Origin of the sequence: Mesobacillus subterraneus (genome assembly GCF_003937825.1) — a bacterium.
Lineage (GTDB): Bacteria > Bacillota > Bacilli > Bacillales > Cytobacillaceae > Mesobacillus > Mesobacillus subterraneus.
This window is the reverse complement of sequence record NZ_RSFW01000009.1, coordinates 114,166-140,465: the sequence shown is the minus strand read 5'-3', so window position 1 is coordinate 140,465 and position 26,300 is coordinate 114,166. Positions and strand designations below refer to the sequence as shown.

The following is a 26,300-nucleotide window of genomic DNA, read 5'->3' as shown; positions in this document are numbered from 1 at the left end:
AGGGACGGTATGAGATTCTATACAATCAAACTGCCTAAATTTTTGGGTGGCCTCGTACGGGCAATGTTAGGTGCATTTAAAAAGGATTAAAAACCATTGAGTGTGAAAAATAATCAAAAAATGAAAACCGATATGCAAGCATTTGGCACCCTGGAGGCGGGGTGCTATTATTTTTCGCTCAATTGGGCAGAATGAGCAGGAGGATCAGTTTGGGGGAATAAAAAAAGGCACCCTTTATGGATGCCGTGCAGCTCCCTCACGGCATGGAGCCATTCGGAAATCTGCGTTTTTTTAATTAAACGCGCTCAACTTTACCTGATCTTAGAGCTCTTGCAGATACCCAAACACGCTTAGGCTTACCGTCTACAAGAATACGTACTTTTTGAAGGTTAGCACCCCATGTACGCTTGTTAGCGTTCATTGCGTGGGAGCGTGCGTTACCAGAACGAGTTGATTTACCAGTTACTACACATTTACGTGGCATATGATTTCCCTCCTAACTGACAAAAGCTGATACTATTTTTTTCTGCAATTATTTGCATATCGTCAGAACTGCGAATTAAACAGGATAACCTTATTTCTGACATACTTTAATAATTTATCATAGAAATTTGCCATTTGCAATAGTTCTGGTGAAAGCTATAAAGAAAAAAACCTTGACATATACTTGAGATTCTTGCTGAATAATAAAGGGTAGCGCAGAATAACTTTAAAAATTGACTGGTTTATAGTAAAATAACTGTAGCATAATGCTATTTTTTCCAAAGGGGGAACGAGTCATGTCCATCGAGCTAAAAACGAAGTACGGACAAATTGATATATCAAATGATGTCATCGCCACGATTGCAGGCGGTGCAGCTGTCGATTGCTATGGGATTGTCGGAATGGCTTCAAAGAATCAGATCAAGGACGGCTTAACAGATATCCTGCGCAGGGAGAACTTTACCCGCGGAGTCATCGTTCGCCAGGAAAACGAAGAAGTACATATTGATATGTATATTATTGTGAGCTATGGAACGAAAATTTCCGAGGTTGCCCACAATGTCCAGTCAAAGGTAAAGTATACCCTCGACAAAACGGTCGGGCTGGCTGCTGACTCGGTCAATATTTACGTTCAGGGAGTTCGTGTAACGAACCCGTAAGAGGAGGAAAGATTTGTGTCTATTAAAGTTCTAGACGGAAAACGTTTTGCGGAGATGGTCATTCAGGGTGCCAATCATCTGGCTGCGAATGCCAAATATGTCGATGCATTGAACGTGTTCCCTGTTCCTGATGGTGATACAGGAACAAATATGAATTTATCCATGACTTCCGGTGCCAAGGAAGTGAAGAACAATGTGCAGGCCCATATCGGGAAGGTTGGTTCTGCTCTTGCCAAAGGTTTGCTGATGGGAGCGAGGGGGAACTCAGGAGTCATCCTTTCCCAATTGTTCCGCGGATTTGCGAAAGCAATCGAAACTAAGCCGACTGTAACGTCTGTTGAATTTGCAGCTGCATTGAACGCGGGTGTGGAGACAGCTTATAAGGCAGTTATGAAGCCGGTTGAAGGAACAATTTTAACAGTGGCCAAGGATGCTGCCAGGCATGCCGTTGCAGTTGCTCCAAACCATGACAGCATTGACGGCCTTATGGAAGAGGTTCTCAAAGAAGCAAAGGCTTCATTGAACCGCACTCCTGATTTGCTGCCAGTGCTGAAGGAAGTAGGAGTAGTCGACAGCGGCGGCCAGGGACTTGTATTTGTATATGAGGGTTTCCTTGCTGAATTGAAAGGTGAAAAGCTTCCGGATTCACCAGCTTCAATGCCGAACATGAATGATCTAGTGAGCGCTGAGCACCACAAAAGCGTCCAAAGCCATATGAATACCGAGGATATCGAATTCGGCTATTGTACGGAATTCATGGTCAGGCTTGAAGGGGAAACTTCATTCTCTGAAGAAAACTTCCGTCAGGACTTGAGCAAGTACGGTGATTCATTGCTGGTCATTTCCGATGACGAGGTCGTTAAAGTACATATTCACTCCGAGCAGCCTGGAGAGGTCCTGACTTATGGACAGAAATATGGCAGCCTCATCAATATGAAAATCGAAAATATGCGCCAGCAGCACACAGATATTGTTGGGGAGCCAACAACCCCTCTTCGTACTGAGGCTGCTCCGGTTAAGAAAGAAAAGCAGGAATATGGCATTGTTGCCGTATCCATGGGATCCGGGATCGCTGAGCTGTTCCGCAGTATCGGTGCCAACGCAGTGATTGAAGGCGGCCAGACGATGAATCCGAGTACGGAAGATATCGTTAAGGCGATCAAGGAAGTCAATGCGCGTAAGGTCATCATCCTGCCGAACAATAAAAACATCATCATGGCGGCTGAACAGGCTGCAGAGGTTGCGGAGGAAGAAGTAGTCGTGATCCCTTCAAAAACTGTACCTCAGGGAATGACGGCACTGCTATCATTCAACCCATCTGCAGACGCTTCCGAAAACAAAGATGTGATGACAGAAGCAATGCAGCATGTTAAGACAGGCCAGCTTACTTTTGCTGTCCGCGATACAAGCATCGATGGCCTTGAAATCTCCACTGGCGATTTCATGGGCATTTCCGATGGTAAAATCGTGCTCAAGGACAAGGATAAAGTGAAGGCAGCCAAGGATCTGCTTGGCCAAATGCTGGATGAAGACTCAGAAATCCTGACAATCCTTAAAGGTGAAGACGCAACTGATGATGATGTAGAGTCAATCGTTGAGTACGTGGAAAGCCAGTTCAAGGATGTCGAAGTTGAAGTCCATAATGGCGAACAGCCTTTATACGCTTTCATCTTTGCGATTGAGTAATGAAAAAGTTTTTCCAGCAGTGCTGATTCTCCCGCTGGACAAATAAAATTAGAATATGATACTAAGGAATAGAAGGGGATCCCCCTTCTATTTCGTTTTGTATATGGAGCAAAATTGGAAGATGGAACCGAAAATCTAAAAGAGTCTTAAGGATTTTACAGAAAGACATTGCACAGCCAGAAATGTTACCCATTTATTTGTAAAGGGGTGTATGGCATGAAGTACAAAAGTGTTTTCGATATAATAGGACCTGTGATGATTGGCCCGTCGAGCTCCCATACTGCAGGCGCAGCAAGGATAGGCCGGGTGGCGAGGAGTCTGTTTGGGCGGGAACCGAAGTGGGCAAGTGTTTCCTTTTACGGATCCTTTGCCAAAACATATAAAGGGCATGGCACGGATGTGGCGCTCGTTGGCGGACTTCTTGATTTTGATACCTTCGATGAGCGGATTATTGATTCGATTGCCATGGCCAAAAAAGCGGGCATGAAAATTAAATTCATTGAAGAGGAAGCGATCACTGACCACCCCAATACCGCCAGGGTTTTAATTGGGGACGATAAGGGAGAACTTGAGCTGGTCGGCATCTCCATCGGCGGCGGGAAAATTGAGATTATTGAACTTAATGGTTTTCAGCTTAAATTGTCCGGGCACCATCCGGCAATCCTCGTTGTCCATAATGACAGGCATGGAGCGATTGCCGCTGTATCCAACATCCTTGCAGACGAAGAGATCAACATAGGACATATGGAGGTTTCCCGTAAGGAAAAAGGAAAAATGGCTTTGATGACCATCGAGGTTGACCATAATATTGATGAACATATATTGAAAAAAATTGAGCAGCTGCCCAATGTATTGCAGGTCACGAAAATAGTGGATTAAGATACCCCATCCACCAAGAAAAAATTGCCAAAAGGAGGGACTCCCGATGTTTCGCAACGTGGCAGAACTGGTTGAACTTGCGACAAGTAAAAATAAGAAGATTTCCGAACTGATGATTGAGCAGGAGATCGAGGTAACCGGCCGCACCAGGGAAGAGATTATCACCATGATGGACCGGAATCTTGCGGTGATGGAACAGGCGGTCGAGAGAGGGTTAAAAGGTGTGAAATCCCATTCCGGTTTAACGGGTGGTGATGCGGTTCTCCTGCAAAACTATATCCATAAAGGGAACTTCCTTTCCGGTAAGACCATTCTCGACGCTGTCAGCAAGGCAGTAGCAACGAATGAAGTGAATGCCGCAATGGGGACCATTTGCGCAACCCCGACAGCCGGGTCTGCTGGAGTTGTGCCTGGGACTTTATTTGCTGTCAAAAGGAAGTTGAATCCGACAAGGGAACAAATGATTCTGTTTCTGTTCACGGCCGGTGCTTTTGGCTTTGTTGTCGCAAATAATGCATCCATTTCTGGAGCGGCAGGCGGGTGCCAGGCGGAAGTAGGCTCTGCCGCCGGAATGGCAGCTGCTGCGATAGTCGAAATGGCGGGAGGAACTCCGGAGCAATGTGCCGAAGCGATGGCCATCACTTTGAAGAATATGCTCGGATTAGTATGCGATCCAGTTGCAGGTCTTGTAGAGGTTCCTTGTGTCAAAAGGAATGCCATGGGAGCTGCCAATGCGATGGTCGCAGCTGATATGGCGCTGGCGGGAATAACAAGCAGGATTCCTTGTGATGAGGTAATTGATGCTATGTACAAGATCGGGCAATCCATGCCATCGGCACTTAGAGAAACAGCGCAGGGAGGGTTAGCGGCCACACCGACCGGACGTGAGCTTGAGGCAAAGATCTTCGGTATACCGCTTGATAAACGTGAATGAGATGCTGAAACAATCTGTAACCGCTGTTAAAGGAATCGGCGATGAAATGGCAATAACTCTTGCAGACATGAACATCAGGTCTGTGGGCGATTTACTGGAATATTTCCCCTATCGTTATGAAGATTATCGCCTGAAGGATCTGGCAGAAGTCAAGCATGACGAAAAAGTGACGGTCGAGGGGAAGGTCCACAGCGAGCCTTCCCTTGTCTATTATGGACGCAAAAAGAATCGGCTTACCGTCAGGCTGCTTGTGGGCAGATACCTAATCATCGTGACTTTCTTTAACCAGCCGTATTTAAAACAAAAAATCCATGTGGGTGAAACGATCACGGTCACCGGAAAATGGGACCAGCACAGGCAGACGATCACCGCCAGTGAAATGTCGCAGGGAGAACATACGAAAAGCCAGGACTTTGAGCCAGTATACGCGGTGAAGGGGAAAATGACCGTGAAAACGATCAGAAGGCTAATAAAGCTTGCCTTTACCCATTACGGCCATGAAATTGAAGAAATTTTACCTGGAGAGCTTTTGCAAAAATATAAACTTTTAAGCAGAAGAGATGCACTCAGAATCATGCATTTCCCTTCAGGTGCAGAAGAAATGAAGCAGGCAAGAAGACGGTTTGTTTACGAAGAATTTCTGTTGTTCCAGCTCAAGATGCAATCTTTGAGAAAAATTGAGAGGGAGCAGAGTCCAGGTATTACTGTTTCCTACCAGTTGGACAAGCTAAAAGAATTCATCGGCGGACTGCCATTCCCTTTGACTGGGGCGCAAAAAAGGGTCGTAAACGAGATCCTGGGCGACATGAGATCGCCCTACCGCATGAACCGTCTCCTCCAGGGAGATGTGGGATCCGGAAAAACAGTGGTCGCTGCAATTGCCCTTTATGTAGCAAAGACTGCCGGCTATCAGGGTGCCCTGATGGTTCCGACAGAAATCCTTGCGGAGCAGCATTCCCAGTCGTTGACGCAGCTGCTTGAGCCATTTGGACTCAAGGCTGCTTTGCTTACAAGCTCCGTCAAAGGGAAGCGCCGGCGGGAATTGCTTGAGCAGTTAAAACAAGGGGAGATTGATGTCCTGATTGGGACCCATGCCCTGATCCAGGATGAAGTCGACTTCAAAAGGCTGGGCTTAGTCATAACGGATGAGCAGCATCGTTTTGGCGTCGAACAAAGGCGCGTGCTCAGGGAAAAAGGAGAAAATCCGGATGTTCTGTTCATGACGGCTACTCCGATTCCAAGGACGCTGGCAATTACCGTCTTCGGAGAAATGGATGTCTCGATCATAGATGAAATGCCGGCAGGAAGAAAAACGATTGAAACATATTGGGCAAAGCATGAGATGCTTGAACGAGTCCTTTCTTTCATGGAGAAAGAATTGGCCAAAGGTCGGCAGGCATATGTAATTTGTCCGCTGATTGAGGAATCAGATAAACTGGATGTCCAGAATGCGATTGATGTCCACAGTACATTAAGCTTTTATTTTCAGAACCGTTTTAAGGTGGGTCTTATGCATGGCCGTCTTCACTCTGATGAGAAAGACCAGGTGATGAAGTCCTTTAGTGAAAATGAGGTTCAAGTGCTTGTCTCGACTACTGTCGTAGAGGTTGGTGTGAACGTGCCTAATGCGACTGTCATGCTCATTTATGACGCTGAAAGATTCGGGCTGGCCCAGCTTCATCAGCTCAGGGGCCGGGTCGGCAGAGGAAGCGACCAGTCCTACTGCATTTTGCTAGCCGATCCGAAAAGCGAAGTAGGGAAAGAACGAATGAAGATCATGTCAGAAACCAATGATGGATTTGTCCTGAGTGAAAAAGACCTCGAGCTTCGCGGGCCTGGAGATTTCTTTGGCAAGAAGCAAAGCGGGCTGCCTGAATTCAAGGTGGCCGATATGGTACACGATTACCGTGCACTGGAAACGGCAAGGAACGATGCAACCCTGCTGGTTCAATCAGCTGCTTTCTGGCAAAGTGAAAAGTACAAAGCTCTCAGAGATTACTTGCGTGAAACAGGGGCGCTTGCCAGCGAGAAACTGGATTAAGCATAGATGGATCAGCTGATATTGGTAGAATCATAGATTTTCGGAAGGCAGATTCAATTTGAATCTGCTTTCTTCTTCTACTTTTGGAGGCAGAAAAGCTGGCATTTTTCTTCTTGCATATTTTTTTTATTATATATATACTACTATTAGTACCTAGTCTTAATAGCTCGGGCGGTGTTGAATGATGAAACGCAATAAAAAAGAACGGCAGTCCCTGTTGACTGATACGATAAAAGAAAATCCTTTCATTACAGATGAGGAGCTGGCAGAGAAATTCACGGTCAGCATCCAGACGATCAGGCTGGACAGGCTCGAATTATCAATTCCCGAGTTGAGGGAAAGAATCAAGACTGTTGCGGAAAAACGCTTTGAAGATGAAGTCCGTTCACTCCCGCTTGAAGAAGTAATCGGCGAAATCATTGATATAGAACTCGATAAGAGTGCTATTTCCATTCTTGATATAAAAAGGGAACATGTTTTCAAACGAAATAAAATTGCCAGGGGACATCATTTATTTGCGCAGGCAAACTCCCTGGCAGTAGCGGTCATAAATGATGAACTGGCGCTGACAGCAAAATCGAACCTTCAGTTTACGAGGTCGGTAAAAGAGGGTGAACGGGTTATCGCTAAAGCGAGAGTCACGAAAATTGACCGTGACAATGGGCGGACACTGGTTGAAGTCATGAGCTATGTGAACAGTGAACTGGTTTTTAAAGGCGAGTTCGAAATGTACCGTTCAAATAATGAAAAGTAAGGGATGAAACCAATGAGGCTAGCAATAGATGCGATGGGCGGAGACAAGGCGCCAAAGGAAATTGTGCTCGGGGCGGTAAAAGCCGCAGAGAAATATCCAGACATACATATCCTCCTTGTCGGGGACGAGAAAAAAATCAGAGAGCATTTGACGAGCGAGGAAAGAATCGAAATCCTCCATACCGAGGAGGTCATCCTCGGAACGGATGAACCTGTCAGGGCCGTGCGCCGCAAAAAGACCGCTTCGATGGTCCTTGCTGCACAGCAGGTTGCGGACGGACAAGCAGATGCGTGTATTTCTGCTGGCAACACAGGTGCTCTGATGGCTGCCGGGCTTTTTGTAGTTGGCAGGATTGAAGGAATCGAGAGGCCTGCGCTGGCACCAACTCTTCCAACGATTGGGGGAGAAGGTTTTCTGCTATTGGATGTAGGCGCGAATGCAGATGCCAAGCCTGAACACCTTGTCCAATATGCCATCATGGGATCAATTTACAGTGAAAAGGCCAGAGGCATTTCTCGGCCGCGTGTAGGCTTATTGAATATTGGAACAGAAGAAAAAAAGGGCAATGAATTAGTCAGAAGCACTTATGAATTGCTAAAAGAAGCAGATGGCATCAACTTCATCGGAAACGTAGAGTCACGGGATCTCCTTGATGGAGTCGCGGATGTCGTAGTCGCCGACGGTTTCACAGGCAATATGGTCCTAAAGACCATCGAGGGTACAGCAATGTCTGTATTTAAAATGCTGAAATCGGCACTGACTTCCAGCTTCAAAAGCAAAATGGCAGCAGCAGTCCTCAAGCCGGACCTGACCGTGCTCAAGAATAAAATGGATTACACGGAATATGGCGGTGCAGGATTGTTTGGACTTAAAGCTCCAGTCATCAAGGCACATGGTTCCTCCGATGCAAATGCTGTGTTCAATTCAATCCGTCAGGCAAGAGAAATGGTTGAGAAAGACGTATCCGGTACAATCCGGTCAGCAGTTGAAAAGAGAGAAAGTGTGAAGAAATAAATAGTTATTTCTGTACATTGGTATGAAATAAAAAAACGAGTTAAAGGGGAATCTTTCATGGGGAAAATTGCGTTTTTGTTTCCAGGACAGGGTTCGCAGACAGTGGGTATGGGCCAAGCATTGGCTCAATCGGAAGAATCAGTCTCCGAAACTTTTAAAAAAGCCGATGAGGTTCTTGGCGAAAGTCTTAGCAGCCTGATTTTTGAGGGACCGCAGGATCAGTTGACACTGACGACAAATGCACAGCCTGCCCTATTGACGACAAGTATAGCCATCCTGAACTATTTGAGGCAATTTGGATTCACTCCTGATTATACAGCCGGCCACAGCCTTGGTGAATATTCAGCCTTGGTTGCTTCTGGTGCCATTTCGTTTGAAGATGCTGTTTACGCAGTACGCAAACGAGGCGAATATATGGAGGAAGCCGTGCCGAATGGAGAAGGAACGATGGCAGCTATTCTCGGCATGGACCGTGACAAGCTGACGGATGTGACTGAAACGGTATCTGCAGGTGGAAATCCAGTTCAGCTGGCTAACCTGAATTGTCCTGGTCAAATCGTGATTTCCGGGTCGAAAGCAGGTGTGGAAGAAGCCTCAGTGAAAGCTAAGGAGGCAGGCGCAAAACGGGCTATACCGCTGGATGTAAGCGGGCCGTTCCACTCCTCGCTCATGAAACCGGCAGCGGAAAGATTTGAAGCTGTACTGAATGAGATTCAGCTTCAGGATGCTGTGATCCCGGTTATCGGCAATGTTACCGCCAGCCCGATGACGGGTGCAGGAGAGATAAAGAAGAGACTGGTAGAACAATTGTATTCCCCTGTATTATGGGAGGATTCTGTTGCAAAAATGCTTGAATTGGGTGTTGATACCTTCATCGAAATTGGCCCTGGAAAGGTCCTTTCGGGTCTTGTCAAGAAAGTGGATCGCTCAGCCAGGACGTTCGCAATCTACGATGCAGACACATGCGCTGCAGCAGTGGCAGCATTAAAGGAGGAAAAGGAATGAGACTAGAAGGAAAAGCAGCACTCGTAACCGGAGCATCGCGAGGCATTGGACGGGAAATCGCTCTAGAACTGGCGAAGGAAGGCGCAGCAGTAGCTGTCAACTATGCCGGGAGTGAAGCAAAAGCGCTTGAAGTAGTGGATGAAATTAAAGCGATGGGAAGAGATGCTTTTGCCATCCAGGCGGATGTTTCCAATTCCGACTCAGTCAGCGATATGGTAAAAGAAACGATCGAACGCTTTGGCAAGCTTGACATACTTGTCAACAATGCGGGTATAACAAAGGATAACCTGCTGATGCGAATGAAGGAATCAGAATGGGATGATGTCATCAACATCAATTTGAAGGGTGTATTCCTTTGCACCAAGGCTGTGACAAGGCAGATGATGAAACAGCGCAGCGGGCGGATCGTCAATATCTCATCGATTGTGGGTGTCAGCGGCAATCCAGGACAGGCGAATTATGTGGCCGCTAAGTCCGGTGTGATTGGCCTGACCAAGACTACAGCTAAGGAACTCTCGTCAAGAGGGATCACTGTCAACGCCATTGCTCCTGGCTTCATCACAACGGACATGACGGATAAGCTGAATGAAGAAGTCAAAACGGAAATGCTGAAACAAATCCCGCTGGCACGTTTTGGAGAACCGAAGGATATCGCACGTACTGTGGTTTTCCTTGCATCAGAAGACGGTGGTTACATGACAGGGCAAACCCTTCATGTAGACGGCGGAATGGTGATGTAAAACTGATAATTATGGTGGCATCAGGTTTTACGCATTGTTTGGCTAAAAAGTTGGTCCAGCCATTTATTATTTAGATAAAATCATCTATAATGGCTTGAGGGGAGGTGAACGAGCATGGCAGATGTTTTAGAACGTGTAACTAAAATCATTGTTGACCGTTTGGGAGTAGAAGAATCTCAAGTAACCTTGGAAGCATCTTTTAAAGATGACCTTGGTGCTGATTCCCTTGATGTTGTTGAATTGGTAATGGAATTGGAAGACGAATTCGACATGGAAATTTCTGATGATGATGCTGAAAAGATCGCTACAGTTGGTGACGCTGTGAACTACATAAATAGCCAAATGTAATGGATTGATTTGCTGAGAAGCTCCGTTTTTATAAACGGGGCTTTCTTCTGTACATGCTGCCTTTTCATAAAAGGCAACCTCGGCAAAAAAACGGCATAGTCTGCCAGTTTCAAGTAATCTGCTGGAAGAACGCGAAGTTTTTTTGCTTTATATACGTTATTTTTTGTAAACTGATAGTAGTCTGTATGAAAATGCATCGTATCTGTTTCGATAACAGAAGGTCTTTCAAAAGCAGCTTTAAATTTTGAGCAAGGTGGAATTAATCATGCGCAACAATGGAAGAGAAAGAGAAAAAAAGAATATCCGCGCAAAGGACAATAAATTCAAAGAATTCCAGGATAAAATCGGTATTCATTTTGATAGTGAAAAGCTCTTAAAACAGGCATTCACGCATTCATCCTATGTGAATGAGCATCGCAGGAAGCCTCATGAAGACAATGAGAGGCTGGAATTTCTAGGAGACGCTGTATTGGAATTGACTGTTTCCCAGTTCTTGTTCAAAAAATACCCGATGATGAGCGAAGGAGAGCTGACAAAACTCCGTGCTGCAGTTGTTTGTGAACCATCTCTGGTCGCATTCGCGAATGAACTTTCCTTTGGTGGGCTTGTTCTGCTTGGCAAGGGAGAAGAGATGACCGGCGGCAGGACAAGGCCTGCGTTACTTGCAGATGTTTTCGAAGCATTCATCGGTGCTTTGTATTTGGACAAGGGGATCGAGACAGTCACGAATTTTCTTGAAGAAATTGTGTTTCCGAAAATCAATGCCGGTGCTTTTTCTCATGTGATGGATTTCAAAAGCCAGCTTCAGGAACTCGTCCAGCGGGATGGAGCAGGTTCACTCGAATATCGGATCTTGAAAGAAATTGGTCCGGCGCACAGCCGTGAATTTGAATCATGTGTGTATCTGAATGGGGAAGAACTGGGTACAGGTACGGGCCGCTCCAAGAAGGAAGCGGAGCAGCACGCTGCCCAGATGGCCCTTGAAAAACTGAAATCCCATATTGAAGCAAATCCAGAGCAAGAGAAGAAATAGATACGATTATGACATCTCAGAATTAGTTTAACTGGAAAGGGAGAGCCAATTTGTTTTTAAAACGATTAGATGTGGTCGGCTTTAAATCCTTCGCGGAGAGGATTTCAGTGGAATTTGTTCCTGGCGTGACCGCGGTCGTAGGACCCAATGGAAGCGGGAAGAGCAATATCACTGATTCCATCCGCTGGGTACTGGGAGAGCAGTCCGCAAAGTCGCTGAGGGGAGCAAAAATGGAGGATATCATTTTTGCCGGAAGTGATTCTCGAAAGGCGCTCAATTTTGCGGAAGTCACACTGACCCTTGATAATGAGGACCAATCATTGCCGCTCGATTACAATGAAGTGAGCGTTACGCGCCGTGTCTACCGATCAGGGGACAGCGAATATTTGATCAATAAACAGAATTGCAGGCTGAAGGATATTGTCGACCTGTTCATGGACTCAGGCCTTGGCCGTGAAGCCTTTTCCATCATAAGTCAGGGCAGGGTCGAAGAAATCCTGAACAGTAAGCCTGAAGACCGGAGGACGATTTTTGAAGAAGCCGCCGGGGTGCTGAAATATAAATCCAGGAAGAAAAAGGCGGAAAATAAGCTTTTTGAAACCCAGGAAAACCTGAATCGGGTCACAGACATTATCCATGAACTCGAAGGCCAGGTCGAACCGTTGAAAATCCAGGCATCGATTGCGAAAGATTATCTGCAGCAGAAGGAAGAACTCGAACAGATTGAAGTAGCTTTGACAGCATATGAAATTGAAGAGCTGCATGGGCGTTGGGAGCAGCTGTCAAAACAGCTGGAGCAGCATAAAGAGGACGAAATCAGGCAATCAGCTGTTTTGCAGAAAAAAGAGGCTGAGATTGAAAAAATGCGTGACCATCTGGCCGCACTTGATGAGTCTGTCAGCGACCTTCAAAATGTCCTTCTGCATGCGAGTGAAGAGCTCGAGAAGCTGGAAGGCAGAAGAGAGGTTCTGAAAGAACGCAAGAAAAACGCATCCCAGAATAAGGGGCAGCTTGAAAAAAATATTGAAGAGCTGACGGCATCGATCAAGCAATTGGAGAAACAAAAAGCGGAATATGAAGAAGCCGTCTCCATATTGGGAAAAGAAGCCACCGCATCGCAGAAGGAGCTCCAGGAAAAACAGGAGCAATTGAAGCTTTACAGTGAAGACGTCGAGCTCAAGATTGATTCGATTAAAAGTGATTATATTGAGGTGCTTAACCAGCAAGCTGGTGCCAAAAATGAAAAGATCTATATTGAGCAGCAGCTGCAGCAGCAAGCTTCAAAAGGATCACGTCTTGACAATGACAATGACCGGTTTGTCTCGATTCGCGACGAGATTAATGAGAAGAGGTCGGTCATCGAGGAGAAGGTTGCTGCTTCACAGCAGGAACTTGAAGAGCAGGCAAGGCTGTATTTTGATGAGCAGAAGAAACTCGAGTCGTTAAAGAATACGTATCAAAAGCAGGAGAAGACGCTTTATCAAGCCTATCAATTTCTGCAGCAGGCGAAGTCGAAGAAAGAGATGCTGGAGGAAATGGAAGAGGATTATTCTGGCTTCTTCCAGGGAGTAAAAGAAGTGTTGAAAGCAAGGGATGGGCACCTGGAGGGGATTGAAGGGGCAATTGCTGAGCTCATCACTGTTCCAAAACAATACGAAACAGCGATTGAAACTGCACTGGGTGGAGCGATGCAGCATATTGTCGTCCAAAATGAGGCGAATGCGAGAATGGCTATCCAGTACCTAAAGCAAAAGTCATTCGGCAGGGCTACCTTCCTTCCGCTAAGCATCATCAGAGGGAAATATTTGGCTTCATCTCAGCTTTCACTCTTAACAGGGCATGATTCTTATATTGGCACAGCTGCAGATTTGATTCAATTTGAGCAAAAGTATGCTGAGGTCATTAAAAGCCTGCTTGGGAACGTAGTGATTGCAAAGGATTTGAAAGGTGCAAATGACATCGCGAAAATTCTGCAATACCGCAGCAGGATCGTCACTCTGGATGGGGATGTGGTCAATCCGGGCGGATCGATGACCGGTGGAGCCGTCAAGCAAAAATCTTCCTCCCTGCTTAGCCGAAAAGGCGAGCTGGAGGAATTGACAAACAAGCTTGCTGATATGGAAGAGAAGACGAATCAGCTTGAATCCCGCGTCAAAACACTGAAGGCAGAAACCCAGGCCAGCGAAACAAGGCTTGAGGAGCTGCGCAAAAAAGGAGAAGACCTCCGTTTGAAGCAGCAATCCTTGAAGGGCGACTTGAGGGAAGTGGAGCTGGAGCAGAAAAACATCAATGAACGTTTATCTGTATACGATTCAGAAAAGAGCCAGCTTGACACTGACAGGGAAAGACTTGAAACGAGACTGACCGAGCTTACAGGCCTGCTTGCGCAATACCAGCAAAGCCTTGTCCAGTTTGATAAAGAAATAGAGCGCCTGACTGAACTGAAAAACTCGAATTCTACTTCTAAGGATACACTTCTATCCGAAATCAGTGATTTAAAAATCAGCCTCGCTTCAAAAAAGGAACAGCATTCCCATGCAAAGGAAAAGCTGGAGGCCGTTTTATCGCAAGCTGATGAACAATCCGGAAAGCTTGAAATCCTGAAGGAAGACTTGTCATTGCTATCATCAGAAATGACAGATAGTTCATCTGGTGAAGCTCAGCTCGAAGAAGCCGCAAAAAGAAAGTTCCAGGATAAAAATGAAACGCTGAAGCTGATTGCCTCTAGGAGAAATGAACGCCTCGAGCTTCAGAATAAGCTGGAGGACCAGGAGCTAGAATCAAAAGAATTAAGAAGGTTGTTAAAGGGCATCAATGAAGTGCTGAAGGACGAAGAAGTTAAGTTGAACAGGCTCGATGTAGAGCTGGACAACAAGCTTGCCCACCTTCGCGAAGAATACCTGCTCTCTTATGAAGCAGCAAAAGAACAATACCCACTGACGATTCCTGCCGATGAGGCAAGAAGAAAAGTGAAGCTGATCAAAATGGCAATCGAAGAGCTTGGTACGGTCAATATTGGCGCAATCGAAGAATATGATCGTGTGTCAGAGCGCTATGAGTTCCTGCTTGAGCAAAAAAATGACCTGCAGGAAGCGAAGGATACTTTATTCCTGGTCATCGGGGAAATGGACCATGAAATGAAGAAACGCTTTGAACACACTTTCACTGCGATCCGTTCACACTTTGAATCTGTCTTCCAGGCCTTGTTTGGCGGCGGCAGGGCAGACCTTAGGCTGACACAGCCTGACGATCTGCTCAATACTGGTGTCGAAATCGTTGCCCAGCCTCCAGGGAAGAAACTGCAGAACCTTGGTCTTCTTTCTGGCGGCGAGAGGGCGTTGACTGCGATCGCGCTGCTCTTCTCGATCCTTAAGGTGCGTCCTGTTCCGTTCTGTATCCTTGATGAGGTGGAAGCAGCCCTTGATGAGGCCAATGTGTACAGATTTGCCCAATACCTGAAAAAATACAGCAATGAAACACAATTTATCGTCATCACCCACCGCAAGGGGACAATGGAGGAAGCGGACGTGCTCTATGGGGTGACCATGCAGGAGTCCGGTGTCTCCAAGCTTGTTTCCGTCCGGCTGGAGGATTCAAAAGAGCTTGTGAAATCTTAAAAAGGTTTTACGAAAGGCTATGAAGTATACCAATATTCTAGTTTTATGGAGAAAGGCGATGGAACCGTGAGTTTTTTCAAGAAATTAAAAGAAAAGTTTACGACACAGACGGAGAGTGTAACAGAAAAATTCAGGGAAGGTTTAACGAAGACCAGGGATAACTTTTCCAACAAGGTAAATGATCTTGTTTCCCGTTACCGAAAAGTGGATGAGGAATTCTTCGAAGAACTGGAAGAGATCCTCATCCAGGCGGATGTCGGCTTCGAGACGGTCATGGAGTTGGTCGAAGAACTGAAAAAAGAGGTAAAGCGCCGGAACATCCAGGACACGAGAGAAGTGCAGGCGGTCATCTCCGAAAAGCTTGTTGATATTTATCAAAGCGGAGCAGATGATGAGTCATTCAGGCTGAACATACAGGAAGATGGCCTCACTGTTATTTTATTCGTTGGTGTCAACGGAGTAGGCAAAACGACGACGATTGGGAAGCTGGCACACAAATTCAAAAGTGAAGGCAAGAGCGTCCTGCTTGCTGCCGGGGATACGTTCCGTGCCGGTGCGATCGAGCAGCTTGAAGTTTGGGGCCAGCGAGTCGGTGTTGATGTCATCAAACAGGCAGAAGGGTCTGATCCAGCGGCGGTGATGTATGATGCGGTCCAGTCTGCAAAATCCAGAAAGGCTGATATCCTGATCTGTGATACGGCAGGACGCCTGCAAAACAAGGTCAACTTGATGAAAGAGCTCGAAAAGGTCAAGCGTGTAATCGAACGTGAAGTTCCTGGTGCACCACATGAAGTTTTGCTTGTGCTGGATGCGACGACAGGCCAGAATGCCCTGATCCAGGCAAAAACCTTCAAGGAGGCAACGGATGTCAGCGGCATCGTCCTCACCAAGCTTGATGGAACCGCAAAGGGTGGGATCGTCCTCGCCATCCGCAATGAACTGGACATTCCAGTTAAATTTGTCGGGCTCGGTGAAAAGATGGATGACCTACAGGAATTCGATGCAGAAAGATATGTATATGGCTTGTTCGCAGACCTGCTAGAAGAAGAGGTTGAGGCGGAAGAATCCTGATTTACCGCATCTAGCTGTAAAGAACATATCTTGACAGGAATCCCGAACGTGTGTACACTCTTAATGTAAAGGTATTTCACTTAACATGGGGGAATTGAAATGCTTGAGAAAACGAACCGTATGAATTATTTGTATGATTTTTATCAGGCATTGCTGACTCCTAAACAAAGCAGTTATATGGCTCTATACTACCTTGATGACTACTCTCTTGGTGAGATTGCGGAAGAGTACGATGTCAGCCGGCAGGCTGTATATGATAACATCAGGCGTACAGAAGCGATGCTCGAGGAGTATGAGGAGAAGCTTTTATTGTTCGGGAAATTCCAGAAGCGCAAGACGCTGATTTCAAAGTTGAAAGAGCAGATTGCAGCTGGAGTGGACAACCAGGCTTTGATTGAAATGGTTGCCGAGCTTGAGAAATTAGACTAGGGAGGCACATGATATGGCATTTGAAGGATTGGCCGACCGACTGCAAAATACAATGCAAAAAATCCGCGGAAAAGGCAAGGTATCAGAAGCGGATGTAAAAGAAATGATGCGAGAGGTCCGTCTGGCACTTCTCGAGGCCGACGTAAATTTTAAAGTAGTAAAAGACTTTGTTAAAAAGGTCACTGAAAGAGCAATTGGGCAAGAGGTTGTAAAGAGCCTGACACCAGGCCAGCAGGTTATTAAGGTTGTTAAAGAAGAACTCACCGAGCTGATGGGCGGGGAGCAAAGCAAGATTGCTGCCTCCAATCGTCCGCCGACCGTCATTATGATGGTCGGACTTCAAGGTGCAGGTAAAACGACGACAACCGGTAAGCTTGCCAACCTTTTGCGCAAAAAGTATAACCGCAAGCCGTTGCTAGTCGCTGCGGACATCTACCGCCCTGCTGCAATCAAGCAGCTGGAAACGCTCGGAAAGCAGCTGAGCATGCCGGTATTTTCATTGGGCGACCAGGTCAGCCCGGTTGAAATCGCCAAACAGGCCATCGCCAAGGCGAAGGAAGACCATAATGACTATGTGCTGATTGATACCGCAGGCCGTCTCCATGTTGATGAAAATCTAATGGACGAGCTTAAGCAGATCAAAGAGCTTTCAAAGCCGGATGAGATCTTCCTTGTGGTCGATGCAATGACTGGGCAGGATGCTGTCAATGTGGCCCAGAGTTTCAATGAACAGCTTGGGCTGACAGGAGTCGTCCTGACGAAGCTCGATGGCGATACGCGAGGCGGTGCGGCACTTTCTATCCGCGCCGTGACCAACACGCCAATCAAATTCGTCGGTCTTGGTGAAAAGCTTGATGCGCTGGAACCGTTCCACCCTGAAAGGATGGCATCGCGAATCCTGGGGATGGGTGACGTGCTAACGCTGATTGAAAAAGCCCAGGCGAATGTCGATGAAGAAAAAGCGAAAGAGCTTGAGAAAAAAATGCGTACAGCATCCTTTACTCTCGATGACTTCCTTGACCAGCTTGGCCAGGTGAAGAAAATGGGGCCTTTGGATGAAATCCTGAAAATGATGCCTGGCGCAAACAAAATCAAGGGCATGAACAATCTGCAAATCGACGAAAAACAAATCTCGCATGTTGAGGCGATCATCCAGTCGATGACACCGGCAGAAAAGACCCAGCCGGAAATCATCAATGCCAACAGGCGTAAACGGATTGCGAAAGGCAGCGGGACTTCCATCCAGGAAGTAAACCGATTGCTGAAGCAATTTGAGGACATGAAAAAGATGATGAAGCAAATGACCAACATGCAGCAAAAAGGGAAGAAGAAAGGCGGTTTCAAACTGCCGTTCAACCCATTTTAATTTGTAAATTAAGGTATTTTCAGTCTGTAAAGAAAAAACCCTTTACAAGCTGTTTTCAATTTGGTATTATTCTATCTTGTGTGAAACTATTCGGAGGTGCTTATTTAAAATGGCAGTAAAAATTCGTTTAAAGCGTATGGGAGCTAAAAAATCTCCTTTCTATCGTATTGTAGTAGCTGATTCCCGTTCACCACGTGACGGCCGTTTCATCGAGTCTGTAGGAACTTACAACCCAGTTGCTCAACCAGCAGTGGTTGAAATCAACGAAGAGTTGGTTCTTAAGTGGCTAAGCAACGGTGCTAAACCATCTGATACAGTGCGTAACTTGTTCTCTAAGCAAGGTATCATGGAAAAATTCCACAACGCTAAGCAAAGCAAGTAATTGTGGACACGCCCATGAAAGAATTAATTGAGACGATCGTGAAGCCCTTAGTTGATTTTCCTGAAGATGTCCATGTAAATGTACACGAAGAGGATCAGCGCGTAACCTATAAACTTTCCGTCAACAAAAGTGATATGGGCAAAGTAATCGGAAAGCAGGGACGCGTTGCAAAGGCGATTAGAACAGTAGTCTATGCAGCAGGCTCATCACAGCAAAAGAAGATTTTCTTGGAAATCGTCGAATAACAATCAAATAGGATTGTTTTTAAAAGGGAGGGGCAACCCTCCTTTTTTCTATTTCAGCGAAATCATGTATAATGTATAACTGGAAGATTCATATAGTGGGAATCCAACTCTTAACAAATTTTTAAGCTGCCGCTCTGTAAAATTGGACTGTGATTTTCGTTCCAGGCGCTTCGCTTTCCGCGGATGGCCCGGGGAGCCTCCTCGGCGCTTTTAGCGCCTGTGGGGTCTCCCCTGACCCATGCTTCCGCAGGACATTGATTTGACTTCCTGTAACCCGCCCATGCACGATGGAAATGCGGTAGCATTTTCTGAGGAGTCTACGCGCCTTCAACTACAATCAACAGAGTACTAATTACTACATTTGTCTATAACGGAGTCGCCTCTAAAGAATGCTTAACAGGGTTGAATTTTGTCGTTTTCCAAACATTAATTATGTGTAGTTGGCTTAAGGAGGAATTGCTTTGAAGGTACTGCAAACGATCATCGTCAAACAGGTACTGACAGAAGAAAGCAAGGAAAGAATCCACCTGAAGTATCACTCCAGAAAGCTGCAGCTCCAGAAGGAATGTGACCAGCTGAAATTCGAGCTGAAGAAGCTTGAGAAATCCAAAAAGTTCCCGCCGGAAACACTGAGGAAACATTTTGAAAAAGAAATCAAAGTCCATAAGGAAAAGATCAAACTTTTGGATTTTCAGATTGACCAATTACATATACTCCCGCTTGGAAGTGAGATCAAGGAGACAGAATTGCAGGGAATCGTCGAAATAAATGAAGGCGACCAATGGGATGAGTTCCTTTCGGGAAAGACTATAATTGTGAAGGATGGCATCGTGTCCGAAATACGCGAGAGGTGATAAAGCAATGGAGAAATTTTTCAATGTCGGAAAAATCGTTAATACCCATGGTATCCGTGGAGAAGTAAGGGTCATATCACGGACTGATTTTCCAGAAGAACGCTATAAAATTGGCAACTCCCTGTTTTTGTTCATGCCAGGTTCAAAGGATCCTGAAGAGCTGATTGTAAAAAGCCACCGCACCCATAAAAACTTCAACCTGCTTACATTCGAAGGGTTCGACAATGTCAATCAGGTCGAAAGGATGAAGGGCGGAATTCTTAAAGTTCCGGAGACCCAGCGCGGCGAACTGGACGAAGGGGAGTTTTACTTCCAGGACATCATCGGCTGCCTGATGTTCACCACCAAAGGGGAAGAAATCGGCAAGGTGGTTGAAATACTGACCCCTGGCGCAAATGATGTTTGGGTTGTCAAGGGACAAAACGGGAAAGAAGTGCTGATTCCGTATATCGAAGACATCGTCAAAAAAGTCGATGTCAAAGAGAAGGTCATCCTGATCGAACCGATGGAAGGTCTCTTGTCATGATGCATATCGATGTTTTATCCATTTTTCCGGAAATGTTCGAGGGAGTGTTCGGCCATTCCATTTTAAAAAAAGCAGCGGAAAAAGAAGCTGTACGCTACAATGTTGTCAATTTCCGTGACTTTGCTGATAACAAGCATCAAACCGTGGATGACTATCCTTACGGCGGAGGTGCGGGTATGGTCCTTAAACCCCAGCCTATTTTTGATGCAGTAGCCGATTTGAAGGAACGCGCACAAAGTTCCTCCCCGCGTGTCATCCTAATGTGTCCGCAGGGGGAACGATACACGCAGAGGAAAGCTGAAGAACTTGCCAAAGAAGAGCACCTGATTTTCATCTGCGGGCATTATGAGGGCTATGATGAGCGAATCCGTGAGCACGTCATCACCGATGAGATTTCAATCGGTGATTACGTCCTGACGGGAGGGGAGCTGGGAGCGATGGTTATCGTTGACAGTGTTGTCCGTCTGCTTCCTGGCGTACTTGGAAGCGAGGAATCCCATATCCAGGATTCTTTCAGTACCGGGCTGCTCGAGCATCCACATTACACAAGGCCTGCAGACTTCAGGGGGTTAAAGGTTCCGGATGTATTGGTTTCAGGAAACCATAAGCTCATCGAAGAGTGGAGAATGAAAGAAAGCCTGAAAAGAACACTGAAGCGCCGGCCGGATTTGCTGGATGATGCAGATCTGTCTGATCAGCAAAAAAAATGGCTGGCTGAGCTGACAAAACCTGCAGAATGATGTTGCAGTGAGCCTGGCTTTATGGTAAGATACTTCTTGTGGCTAAAAGCGATCATGCTATGCCGCTTATAACGATGTTCCGCTGCAATGAAAGGTTTTGCAAGAGCATTTGTGGGAGGAGATGAAAACGATGCAACAATTAATCGAAGAAATCACAAAAGCACAACTTCGCACTGATCTTCCATCTTTCCGTCCTGGTGACACAGTACGTGTACACGTTAAGGTTGTCGAAGGAACTCGTGAACGTATCCAGTTGTTTGAAGGTGTAGTGATTAAGCGTCGTGGTGGTGGAATCAGCGAAACTTTTACAGTTCGTAAGATTTCTTACGGAGTAGGCGTTGAGCGTACTTTCCCTGTTAACACACCAAAAATTGCGAAGCTTGAAGTGATCCGCCGCGGTAAAGTCCGCCGTGCGAAACTTTACTACCTGCGTAACCTGCGTGGTAAGAAAGCTCGTATCAAGGAAATTCGATAAGAATGAATGTCAAAAAGGAGCTTGCCTAGCCAAGCTCCTTTTTCATTAACCCTTTGAGCAAACGGGTCATGTGACTCCTCGAATAGGCTAAAGGTAAACAATGTTAACAGTATTATTAAATTTATTTAAAAAAATCATCGCCCATCGTGTTTATCGTGCCTGACTTATGTAAAATAAAGTTATGTATTCAACAACATAATTGGAATGGTGGGAAAAGAATGGCCGAGAAAAAGAAAAATGAATTATGGGAATGGACGAAGGCGCTCCTGATCGCTGTTGTGCTTGCTGCGGTTATCCGATACTTTTTATTTGCACCGATTGTCGTGGACGGCCTGTCGATGATGCCGACACTGCATGACCAGGATCGTATGATTGTGAACAAACTGAGCTATAAAGTCGGAGAGCCGGAAAGATTCGATATTATCGTTTTCCATGCCCCTGAAAACAAGGACTACATAAAAAGAGTGATCGGCCTGCCAGGCGACACAGTCGAATATAAAAATGACACACTTTATGTCAACGGGAAAGCATACGAAGAACCATACTTGGAAGAATATAAAAAACAGGTGATAGATGGACCGCTGACCGACCCGTTCACACTGGAAGAGAAAATTGGCAGGAAGACAGTTCCTGAAAGCCATCTTTTTGTTATGGGTGATAATCGCCGTTTCAGTAAAGACAGCCGTCATATCGGCACTGTTCCATTCGATGAGGTCCTGGGAAAGACCAGCATCATCTATTGGCCAATCAATGATATCCGAACAATAGAATAAGAAGTCATGATTTATTTCGTGGCTTGTAAATAGACAGGAGGTGACTGCTTTGACGATCCAATGGTTTCCTGGGCATATGGCCAAGGCTCGCAGAGAGGTCACGGAAAAATTAAAGCTGGTTGATGTCATCTTTGAATTGGTGGACGCGAGGATTCCGTACTCGTCGAGAAACCCGATGATTGATGAAATCATCCAGCACAAACCGAGAATTGTTTTATTGAATAAGGCTGATATGGCAGATAAGGCAGTTACAGAAGAATGGCTGCGCTTTTATCGTGGAAAGGGCATAACTGCTCTTGCGATCAACTCTCAGGCGGGCACAGGGCTGAAGCAAATAGTTTCTGAGTCCAAGGTGCTCTTGAAGGACAAATTTGATCGCCTGAAATCAAAGGGTGTCAAGCCAAGGGCCATCCGTGCCATGATAGTCGGCATCCCGAATGCGGGGAAATCTACCCTGATTAACCGCCTCGCCGGTAAAAATATTGCACAGACAGGAAACAGGCCAGGGGTGACCAAATCACAGCAGTGGATCAAGGTCGGCAAGGAACTTGAGCTGCTGGATACTCCGGGCATACTTTGGCCTAAGTTTGAGGACCAGGAAGTTGGGACCAAGCTGGCGGTTACCGGAGCAATCAAGGACACAATCCTGAATCTTCAGGATCTGGCTGTCTATGCATTAAGGTTTCTGGAGAAGCATTACCCTGAGCGTCTGCAGGATAGATATCAGCTTTCTCAATTGTCAGAGGATATCGTCGAGCTTTTCGATCAGATCGGTGATTTCCGCGGCTGCAGGATGGCTGGAGGGTACGTTGACTATGATAAAGTCGCTGAACTGGTGATCAGGGAAATACGTACGGAAAAACTGGGTCCTTTGTCTTTTGAACGGCCGGAAGATATAAATTCTGCCGACGAAACAGAAAACGAAAATCAAAAATAAAGGTCCTGATTCCAGGGCCTTTATTTTTGGTTTTACCTGCCGATACATACTAGTGACAGCCTTATTAAGAAAGATTATGTTTGGGTAATCTGGCAACTTTAAAAGCAAGTTTAGGAGAATGTTTTTTATGGGGAAATTGACAATAGGAGAAATCGAGAATCAACTCTTTGGAAATGACAAAGTAGATGCAGAAGCATTGAATTCGTTTAGGGATGATGAGCGAAAGGGTGTCCAGAAGCTGTTCCTGAAATGGGAAAGGCAGGAGGAGCAAAAAAGGAAGCTTAGAGAGCAATTTTTCGAGATGACAGAGTTTGAAAGAAAATACCGGGCAGAAGGTTATCGCTTAATTGCGGGAATCGACGAAGCCGGGCGCGGTCCGCTTGCAGGGCCGGTCGTCGCTGGAGCTGTAATCCTGCCTGAGGACTTTTATCTGCCTGGGCTGAATGATTCGAAAAAATTGACAGAGCCGAAAAGGGAAGAATACTTCGAAATCATCAAAAGAGAAGCTGCAGCAATTGGAATAGGGATTGTCAGCGCTGGTGAAATCGACGACATCAATATTCTTCAGGCGAGCAAAAAGGCAATGGTATCAGCAGTGGACCGGTTAGGGACCACTCCTGACTTCCTTCTGGTCGATGCCGTGAAGCTTGAAACACCATACCCGTTTGAAGCGTTAATCAAAGGAGATGCGAGGAGTATTTCCATCGCTGCAGCTTCCATCATCGCAAAGGTCACCAGGGACAGGCTGATGAAGGAAATTGCCAAGGAGTATCCTCAGTATGGATTCCAGGCAAATATGGGGTATGGGACCGCGGAACACTTGAAAGCGATAAGGGAATACGGAGCCACTCCACACCACAGGAAGACCTTTGCACCTGTGAGAGAATGGGTTAGAAGTGAATGTGAATAAAAGATATTTTCATAATAAGTGTTCCTTTTTGAAAAAAACAAAAAAGTTCTCAAGAAGATTCTAAAATAAAAGCAGGTGTAGCATGGATACGGTAGCACTGCAAAATTTATTCAGCCTTAAAGCAGCCCAGCAGGCAAAAACAGCAGAATTAAGACCAGGCCAAATTCTAAACGGTAAGATCATGAAGCTTTTTCCCAATCAAATTGCTGAAGTACAAATCGGCAGCCAAAAAGTGATCGCCAAATTGGAGGCCCCGCTATCGGCCCTTCAACGCTACTGGTTTCAGGTTCAGCCTGGGGAGGGACAGCTTCAATTAAAGGTGATCGGGAATGGAACGGAAGAGGGGAAGCTGCCTGAGAGTCTTGCCAAAGTACTTGGGGAATTTTCTTTGCCTCCTACTAAAGAAAATCTCGAGCTGATCCGTTTTTTTGTAAAGGAACATCTGCCTGTCACTCGTGACATGCTGCTGCAGGCTTCCGATTGGCTGAAATCGGTTGATTCTCGAACTGCAGGCCTGGAAGCGTTAAAGACTCTCGTAACGAGGGGCCTTCCGGTCACTCAGGCGGCTTTCTCCGGGGTATATGCTGCCAGTGATGGCCAATCACTTCTCCAGTTGATTGAGCAGCTCTCCAGGGAACTAGAAGGCAATTCGCAGGCAGAATCGGCAGCGGCTGTAAAAAAGGTGCTGAACGATATCTTGCCAGCCAATAAAATGGCGCAAACAGGTCCAGCCTTGAACTATATAGCCTCCAACTGGCTTTCAGGGGACAAGGAAAATAGCCAGGCAGCTTTCGGGCTTTTGAAGCATTTAGGTGCAGTTCGACCCAATAGCAGTGAACCTATGGTGCTGCAGCAGCTGCTAAAGAACATACAGAGTTCAACCCCGGTCTCTCTCCCAGATGGAGCGAGAATGGTCAAAAACATCCTGGAACTTGCAGAAAGAGGGGCGCATGAGCCGGCGAGGCAATTGCTTTCTTACCTGAGTGGTGGAAAGGCAAGCAGTGTCAATCAAATCCTACCTTCTCTGCATTCAGCCATTTCAGGATCGGGCCCGACTGACCTGCAGGGTTTCAAACAAGTATTGTCCCTGGCCATAAATGGAGATTCACCTGGAATAGAACTCCCGGTCCTGCTGGATGGCAAGAGCAACTGGAAGAAAGCGGGTTTGGCATTGCTGGAAACTTTCGGACAGCAAAAAGCAGATAAGCTTACAAGCCAGCAAACAGAACTCCTGGCAAAGGCGGTACAGCAAGCTGAATTGACCCTGACTCAACCATCAGGAACTGAGATGCTCTCTTCTGCCCGGGTTAAAGGGTTCCTTGCCGCTCTTGGGCTTTCCTACGAATCACAGCTCACGGAAGCATTCAAGGATACAGCTGAAGGAAAGCTGCAGATCCAGGATGCATTGAAACCGCAGGTGCTGAGGTTATTGAATGACAATCCTCCACCTGCAGTCAGAGAGGCTGCTGAACAGCTGCTAAACAAGCTCACCGGCTTTCAGCTTCTTTCACAGGAGGCAGGCCCTATCCAGCAGCTTGTAGTACAAGTCCCTTTTATGATGGGCGGTAAATTGAGTGAGATGACCATGCAATGGAGCGGCAAGAAGACCGAGGACGGGAAGATTGATGCGGACTTTTGCCGGGTACTCTTTTATTTAAAGCTGCAACACCTGGATGATACAGTTGTGGATATGCAGGTGCAGAACAGGATCATGAGCATTCAAATATACAATGAAAACCCTCTCCTGAAGAAGTTTTCAGAACAGTTGATGCCTCTATTCAAAACAAAGCTCTCCGAAATCGATTATCATTTGTCGTCTGTGAACTTCCATCTCCCAGGACAGGCGCAGGAGGGGAAGGAAAAGTCGAGATTGGCAGACATATACGGGCAAAGAGAATACAGTGGAGTGGATATTAAAATATGAAGCCTCCAAAACCTGTACGCAGGACGGCCGTTGCCCTTGGTTATCAGCCTGGAAGCATGGATGCTCCAAAGGTTATGGCCAAAGGGAAAGGCCTGGTTGCAGAAGAAATCATTGAAAAAGCAAGGGAACATGATATCCCCGTCCAGGAGGATCCATCGCTTGTAGAAGTCCTGAGCCAGCTGGAATTGAATGAGCGGATTCCAGAAGAACTGTATCAGGCTGTTGCAGAGGTATTTTCCTTTATCTATCAACTTGATAAACAGGCGGGAAAACGAAATTAATATTTTCACAATGCTAACAAAAAGGAAAGATATAGTTTTTTTTAGACTGAATATCACCATCGAAAAGCCGGGAATGCCTTTATCCCGGCTTTTAAAAATGTGAATGGGATCGTGCAAAACTTTTTTGCAATATTTAAAATGGGGAAATATTTAAATCATAATGGTAGACAATCAATATTTCATTATATAAAATG

28 protein-coding genes are annotated in these 26,300 nt (G+C 46.1%); 27 read left to right on the top strand and 1 reads right to left on the bottom strand.

Annotated elements, in window-relative coordinates:
• The first annotated feature begins 9 nt into the window (after window positions 1-9).
• Window positions 10-90: a stage V sporulation protein SpoVM gene (spoVM, locus tag EJA10_RS06265; protein WP_023614935.1), complete on the top strand. Its 81-nt coding sequence runs from the start codon at window positions 10-12 to the stop codon at window positions 88-90.
• A 205-nt stretch (window positions 91-295) separates the two neighbouring features.
• Here spoVM and rpmB read toward each other — a convergent pair whose 3' ends face one another.
• Window positions 296-484: a 50S ribosomal protein L28 gene (gene rpmB / locus EJA10_RS06260; RefSeq protein WP_023614934.1), complete on the bottom strand. Its 189-nt coding sequence runs from the start codon at window positions 482-484 to the stop codon at window positions 296-298.
• Between the two features lie 295 nt (window positions 485-779).
• On the opposite strand from rpmB, the gene EJA10_RS06255 reads away from it, so the two are divergent.
• The 26 genes from EJA10_RS06255 (at window position 780) to EJA10_RS06130 (ending at window position 26,106) form a co-directional block, all read left to right on the top strand.
• Window positions 780-1,142, top strand: coding sequence for an Asp23/Gls24 family envelope stress response protein (locus EJA10_RS06255; RefSeq protein ID WP_023614933.1), 363 nt, complete (start codon window positions 780-782; stop codon window positions 1,140-1,142).
• Between the two features lie 15 nt (window positions 1,143-1,157).
• Window positions 1,158-2,828: a DAK2 domain-containing protein gene (locus EJA10_RS06250; protein WP_125479154.1), complete on the top strand. Its 1,671-nt coding sequence runs from the start codon at window positions 1,158-1,160 to the stop codon at window positions 2,826-2,828.
• Window positions 2,829-3,044: 216 nt separating this feature from the next.
• On the top strand, window positions 3,045-3,707 hold the full coding sequence (sdaAB, locus tag EJA10_RS06245) for an L-serine ammonia-lyase, iron-sulfur-dependent subunit beta (RefSeq protein WP_125479153.1): 663 nt from the start codon (window positions 3,045-3,047) through the stop codon (window positions 3,705-3,707).
• A 46-nt stretch (window positions 3,708-3,753) separates the two neighbouring features.
• Window positions 3,754-4,641, top strand: a complete 888-nt coding sequence (gene sdaAA, locus EJA10_RS06240; RefSeq protein ID WP_125479152.1) for an L-serine ammonia-lyase, iron-sulfur-dependent, subunit alpha — start codon at window positions 3,754-3,756, stop codon at window positions 4,639-4,641.
• Entirely contained in the window at window positions 4,634-6,682 is a 2,049-nt protein-coding gene (gene recG / locus EJA10_RS06235; protein WP_125479374.1) for an ATP-dependent DNA helicase RecG, read from the top strand. The genes sdaAA and recG overlap by 8 nt, the downstream gene beginning before the upstream one ends.
• 184 nt (window positions 6,683-6,866) lie before the next feature.
• Window positions 6,867-7,436: a transcription factor FapR gene (gene fapR / locus EJA10_RS06230; RefSeq protein ID WP_125479373.1), complete on the top strand. Its 570-nt coding sequence runs from the start codon at window positions 6,867-6,869 to the stop codon at window positions 7,434-7,436.
• 12 nt (window positions 7,437-7,448) lie between these two features.
• The gene (plsX, locus tag EJA10_RS06225) at window positions 7,449-8,450 is read left to right on the top strand and encodes a phosphate acyltransferase PlsX (protein ID WP_125479151.1); all 1,002 of its coding nucleotides are present in this window, start codon (window positions 7,449-7,451) and stop codon (window positions 8,448-8,450) included.
• A gap of 57 nt (window positions 8,451-8,507) precedes the next feature.
• Window positions 8,508-9,455 (top strand): ACP S-malonyltransferase, encoded by a 948-nt coding sequence (gene fabD, locus EJA10_RS06220; RefSeq protein ID WP_125479150.1) that lies wholly within the window; start codon window positions 8,508-8,510, stop codon window positions 9,453-9,455.
• Entirely contained in the window at window positions 9,452-10,195 is a 744-nt protein-coding gene (gene fabG, locus EJA10_RS06215; protein ID WP_125479149.1) for a 3-oxoacyl-[acyl-carrier-protein] reductase, read from the top strand. Before fabD ends, fabG begins: the two co-directional genes overlap by 4 nt.
• A 114-nt stretch (window positions 10,196-10,309) precedes the next feature.
• Window positions 10,310-10,543, top strand: a complete 234-nt coding sequence (locus tag EJA10_RS06210) for an acyl carrier protein (RefSeq protein ID WP_125479148.1) — start codon at window positions 10,310-10,312, stop codon at window positions 10,541-10,543.
• Window positions 10,544-10,808: 265 nt separating this feature from the next.
• Window positions 10,809-11,576 carry a ribonuclease III gene (gene rnc, locus EJA10_RS06205; RefSeq protein ID WP_125479147.1) on the top strand — a complete coding sequence of 256 codons (768 nt, stop codon included), beginning with the start codon at window positions 10,809-10,811 and terminating at the stop codon, window positions 11,574-11,576.
• Window positions 11,577-11,626: 50 nt separating this feature from the next.
• Entirely contained in the window at window positions 11,627-15,193 is a 3,567-nt protein-coding gene (gene smc, locus EJA10_RS06200; protein WP_125479146.1) for a chromosome segregation protein SMC, read from the top strand.
• A 66-nt stretch (window positions 15,194-15,259) separates the two neighbouring features.
• A complete protein-coding gene (ftsY, locus tag EJA10_RS06195; RefSeq protein WP_125479145.1) occupies window positions 15,260-16,264 on the top strand; it encodes a signal recognition particle-docking protein FtsY in 1,005 nt (334 codons plus the stop codon).
• A 99-nt stretch (window positions 16,265-16,363) separates the two neighbouring features.
• A complete protein-coding gene (locus EJA10_RS06190) occupies window positions 16,364-16,693 on the top strand; it encodes a putative DNA-binding protein (RefSeq protein WP_125479144.1) in 330 nt (109 codons plus the stop codon).
• Window positions 16,694-16,706: 13 nt separating this feature from the next.
• The gene (gene ffh, locus EJA10_RS06185; RefSeq protein ID WP_125479143.1) at window positions 16,707-18,059 is read left to right on the top strand and encodes a signal recognition particle protein; all 1,353 of its coding nucleotides are present in this window, start codon (window positions 16,707-16,709) and stop codon (window positions 18,057-18,059) included.
• Window positions 18,060-18,168: 109 nt separating this feature from the next.
• Window positions 18,169-18,441 carry a 30S ribosomal protein S16 gene (gene rpsP / locus EJA10_RS06180; RefSeq protein WP_125479142.1) on the top strand — a complete coding sequence of 91 codons (273 nt, stop codon included), beginning with the start codon at window positions 18,169-18,171 and terminating at the stop codon, window positions 18,439-18,441.
• Window positions 18,442-18,455: 14 nt separating this feature from the next.
• A complete protein-coding gene (locus EJA10_RS06175; protein WP_125479141.1) occupies window positions 18,456-18,686 on the top strand; it encodes a KH domain-containing protein in 231 nt (76 codons plus the stop codon).
• 461 nt (window positions 18,687-19,147) lie between these two features.
• The gene (locus EJA10_RS06170) at window positions 19,148-19,540 is read left to right on the top strand and encodes a YlqD family protein (protein WP_125479140.1); all 393 of its coding nucleotides are present in this window, start codon (window positions 19,148-19,150) and stop codon (window positions 19,538-19,540) included.
• A 7-nt stretch (window positions 19,541-19,547) separates the two neighbouring features.
• Entirely contained in the window at window positions 19,548-20,066 is a 519-nt protein-coding gene (gene rimM / locus EJA10_RS06165) for a ribosome maturation factor RimM (protein WP_125479139.1), read from the top strand.
• On the top strand, window positions 20,063-20,806 hold the full coding sequence (gene trmD, locus EJA10_RS06160; protein ID WP_125479138.1) for a tRNA (guanosine(37)-N1)-methyltransferase TrmD: 744 nt from the start codon (window positions 20,063-20,065) through the stop codon (window positions 20,804-20,806). Before rimM ends, trmD begins: the two co-directional genes overlap by 4 nt.
• A gap of 130 nt (window positions 20,807-20,936) precedes the next feature.
• Window positions 20,937-21,281, top strand: a complete 345-nt coding sequence (gene rplS / locus EJA10_RS06155) for a 50S ribosomal protein L19 (RefSeq protein ID WP_041964491.1) — start codon at window positions 20,937-20,939, stop codon at window positions 21,279-21,281.
• 218 nt (window positions 21,282-21,499) lie between these two features.
• The gene (gene lepB / locus EJA10_RS06150; RefSeq protein ID WP_125479137.1) at window positions 21,500-22,054 is read left to right on the top strand and encodes a signal peptidase I; all 555 of its coding nucleotides are present in this window, start codon (window positions 21,500-21,502) and stop codon (window positions 22,052-22,054) included.
• A gap of 49 nt (window positions 22,055-22,103) precedes the next feature.
• Window positions 22,104-22,991: a ribosome biogenesis GTPase YlqF gene (gene ylqF / locus EJA10_RS06145; protein ID WP_125479136.1), complete on the top strand. Its 888-nt coding sequence runs from the start codon at window positions 22,104-22,106 to the stop codon at window positions 22,989-22,991.
• A 127-nt stretch (window positions 22,992-23,118) separates the two neighbouring features.
• Complete coding sequence (locus tag EJA10_RS06140; protein WP_125479135.1) at window positions 23,119-23,901, top strand: ribonuclease HII; 783 nt, start codon at window positions 23,119-23,121, stop codon at window positions 23,899-23,901.
• An 82-nt stretch (window positions 23,902-23,983) separates the two neighbouring features.
• A complete protein-coding gene (locus EJA10_RS06135; protein ID WP_125479134.1) occupies window positions 23,984-25,825 on the top strand; it encodes a hypothetical protein in 1,842 nt (613 codons plus the stop codon).
• Window positions 25,822-26,106 carry an EscU/YscU/HrcU family type III secretion system export apparatus switch protein gene (locus tag EJA10_RS06130; protein WP_125479133.1) on the top strand — a complete coding sequence of 95 codons (285 nt, stop codon included), beginning with the start codon at window positions 25,822-25,824 and terminating at the stop codon, window positions 26,104-26,106. The genes EJA10_RS06135 and EJA10_RS06130 overlap by 4 nt, the downstream gene beginning before the upstream one ends.
• Window positions 26,107-26,300 lie beyond the last annotated feature (194 nt).

Coding starts and splice junctions, on each gene's coding strand:
- ffh (WP_125479143.1), top strand. CDS start 16,707: ATGGCATTTGAAGGATTGGCCGACCGACTGCAAAATACAATGCAAAAA.
- rpsP (WP_125479142.1), top strand. CDS start 18,169: ATGGCAGTAAAAATTCGTTTAAAGCGTATGGGAGCTAAAAAATCTCCT.
- spoVM (WP_023614935.1), top strand. CDS start 10: ATGAGATTCTATACAATCAAACTGCCTAAATTTTTGGGTGGCCTCGTA.
- rnc (WP_125479147.1), top strand. CDS start 10,809: ATGCGCAACAATGGAAGAGAAAGAGAAAAAAAGAATATCCGCGCAAAG.
- fabD (WP_125479150.1), top strand. CDS start 8,508: ATGGGGAAAATTGCGTTTTTGTTTCCAGGACAGGGTTCGCAGACAGTG.
- sdaAA (WP_125479152.1), top strand. CDS start 3,754: ATGTTTCGCAACGTGGCAGAACTGGTTGAACTTGCGACAAGTAAAAAT.
- plsX (WP_125479151.1), top strand. CDS start 7,449: ATGAGGCTAGCAATAGATGCGATGGGCGGAGACAAGGCGCCAAAGGAA.
- EJA10_RS06190 (WP_125479144.1), top strand. CDS start 16,364: ATGCTTGAGAAAACGAACCGTATGAATTATTTGTATGATTTTTATCAG.
- trmD (WP_125479138.1), top strand. CDS start 20,063: ATGATGCATATCGATGTTTTATCCATTTTTCCGGAAATGTTCGAGGGA.
- rimM (WP_125479139.1), top strand. CDS start 19,548: ATGGAGAAATTTTTCAATGTCGGAAAAATCGTTAATACCCATGGTATC.
- fapR (WP_125479373.1), top strand. CDS start 6,867: ATGAAACGCAATAAAAAAGAACGGCAGTCCCTGTTGACTGATACGATA.
- EJA10_RS06175 (WP_125479141.1), top strand. CDS start 18,456: ATGAAAGAATTAATTGAGACGATCGTGAAGCCCTTAGTTGATTTTCCT.
- rplS (WP_041964491.1), top strand. CDS start 20,937: ATGCAACAATTAATCGAAGAAATCACAAAAGCACAACTTCGCACTGAT.
- EJA10_RS06135 (WP_125479134.1), top strand. CDS start 23,984: ATGGATACGGTAGCACTGCAAAATTTATTCAGCCTTAAAGCAGCCCAG.
- sdaAB (WP_125479153.1), top strand. CDS start 3,045: ATGAAGTACAAAAGTGTTTTCGATATAATAGGACCTGTGATGATTGGC.
- rpmB (WP_023614934.1), bottom strand. CDS start 484: ATGCCACGTAAATGTGTAGTAACTGGTAAATCAACTCGTTCTGGTAAC.
- fabG (WP_125479149.1), top strand. CDS start 9,452: ATGAGACTAGAAGGAAAAGCAGCACTCGTAACCGGAGCATCGCGAGGC.
- EJA10_RS06210 (WP_125479148.1), top strand. CDS start 10,310: ATGGCAGATGTTTTAGAACGTGTAACTAAAATCATTGTTGACCGTTTG.
- EJA10_RS06130 (WP_125479133.1), top strand. CDS start 25,822: ATGAAGCCTCCAAAACCTGTACGCAGGACGGCCGTTGCCCTTGGTTAT.
- EJA10_RS06140 (WP_125479135.1), top strand. CDS start 23,119: ATGGGGAAATTGACAATAGGAGAAATCGAGAATCAACTCTTTGGAAAT.
- lepB (WP_125479137.1), top strand. CDS start 21,500: ATGGCCGAGAAAAAGAAAAATGAATTATGGGAATGGACGAAGGCGCTC.
- EJA10_RS06255 (WP_023614933.1), top strand. CDS start 780: ATGTCCATCGAGCTAAAAACGAAGTACGGACAAATTGATATATCAAAT.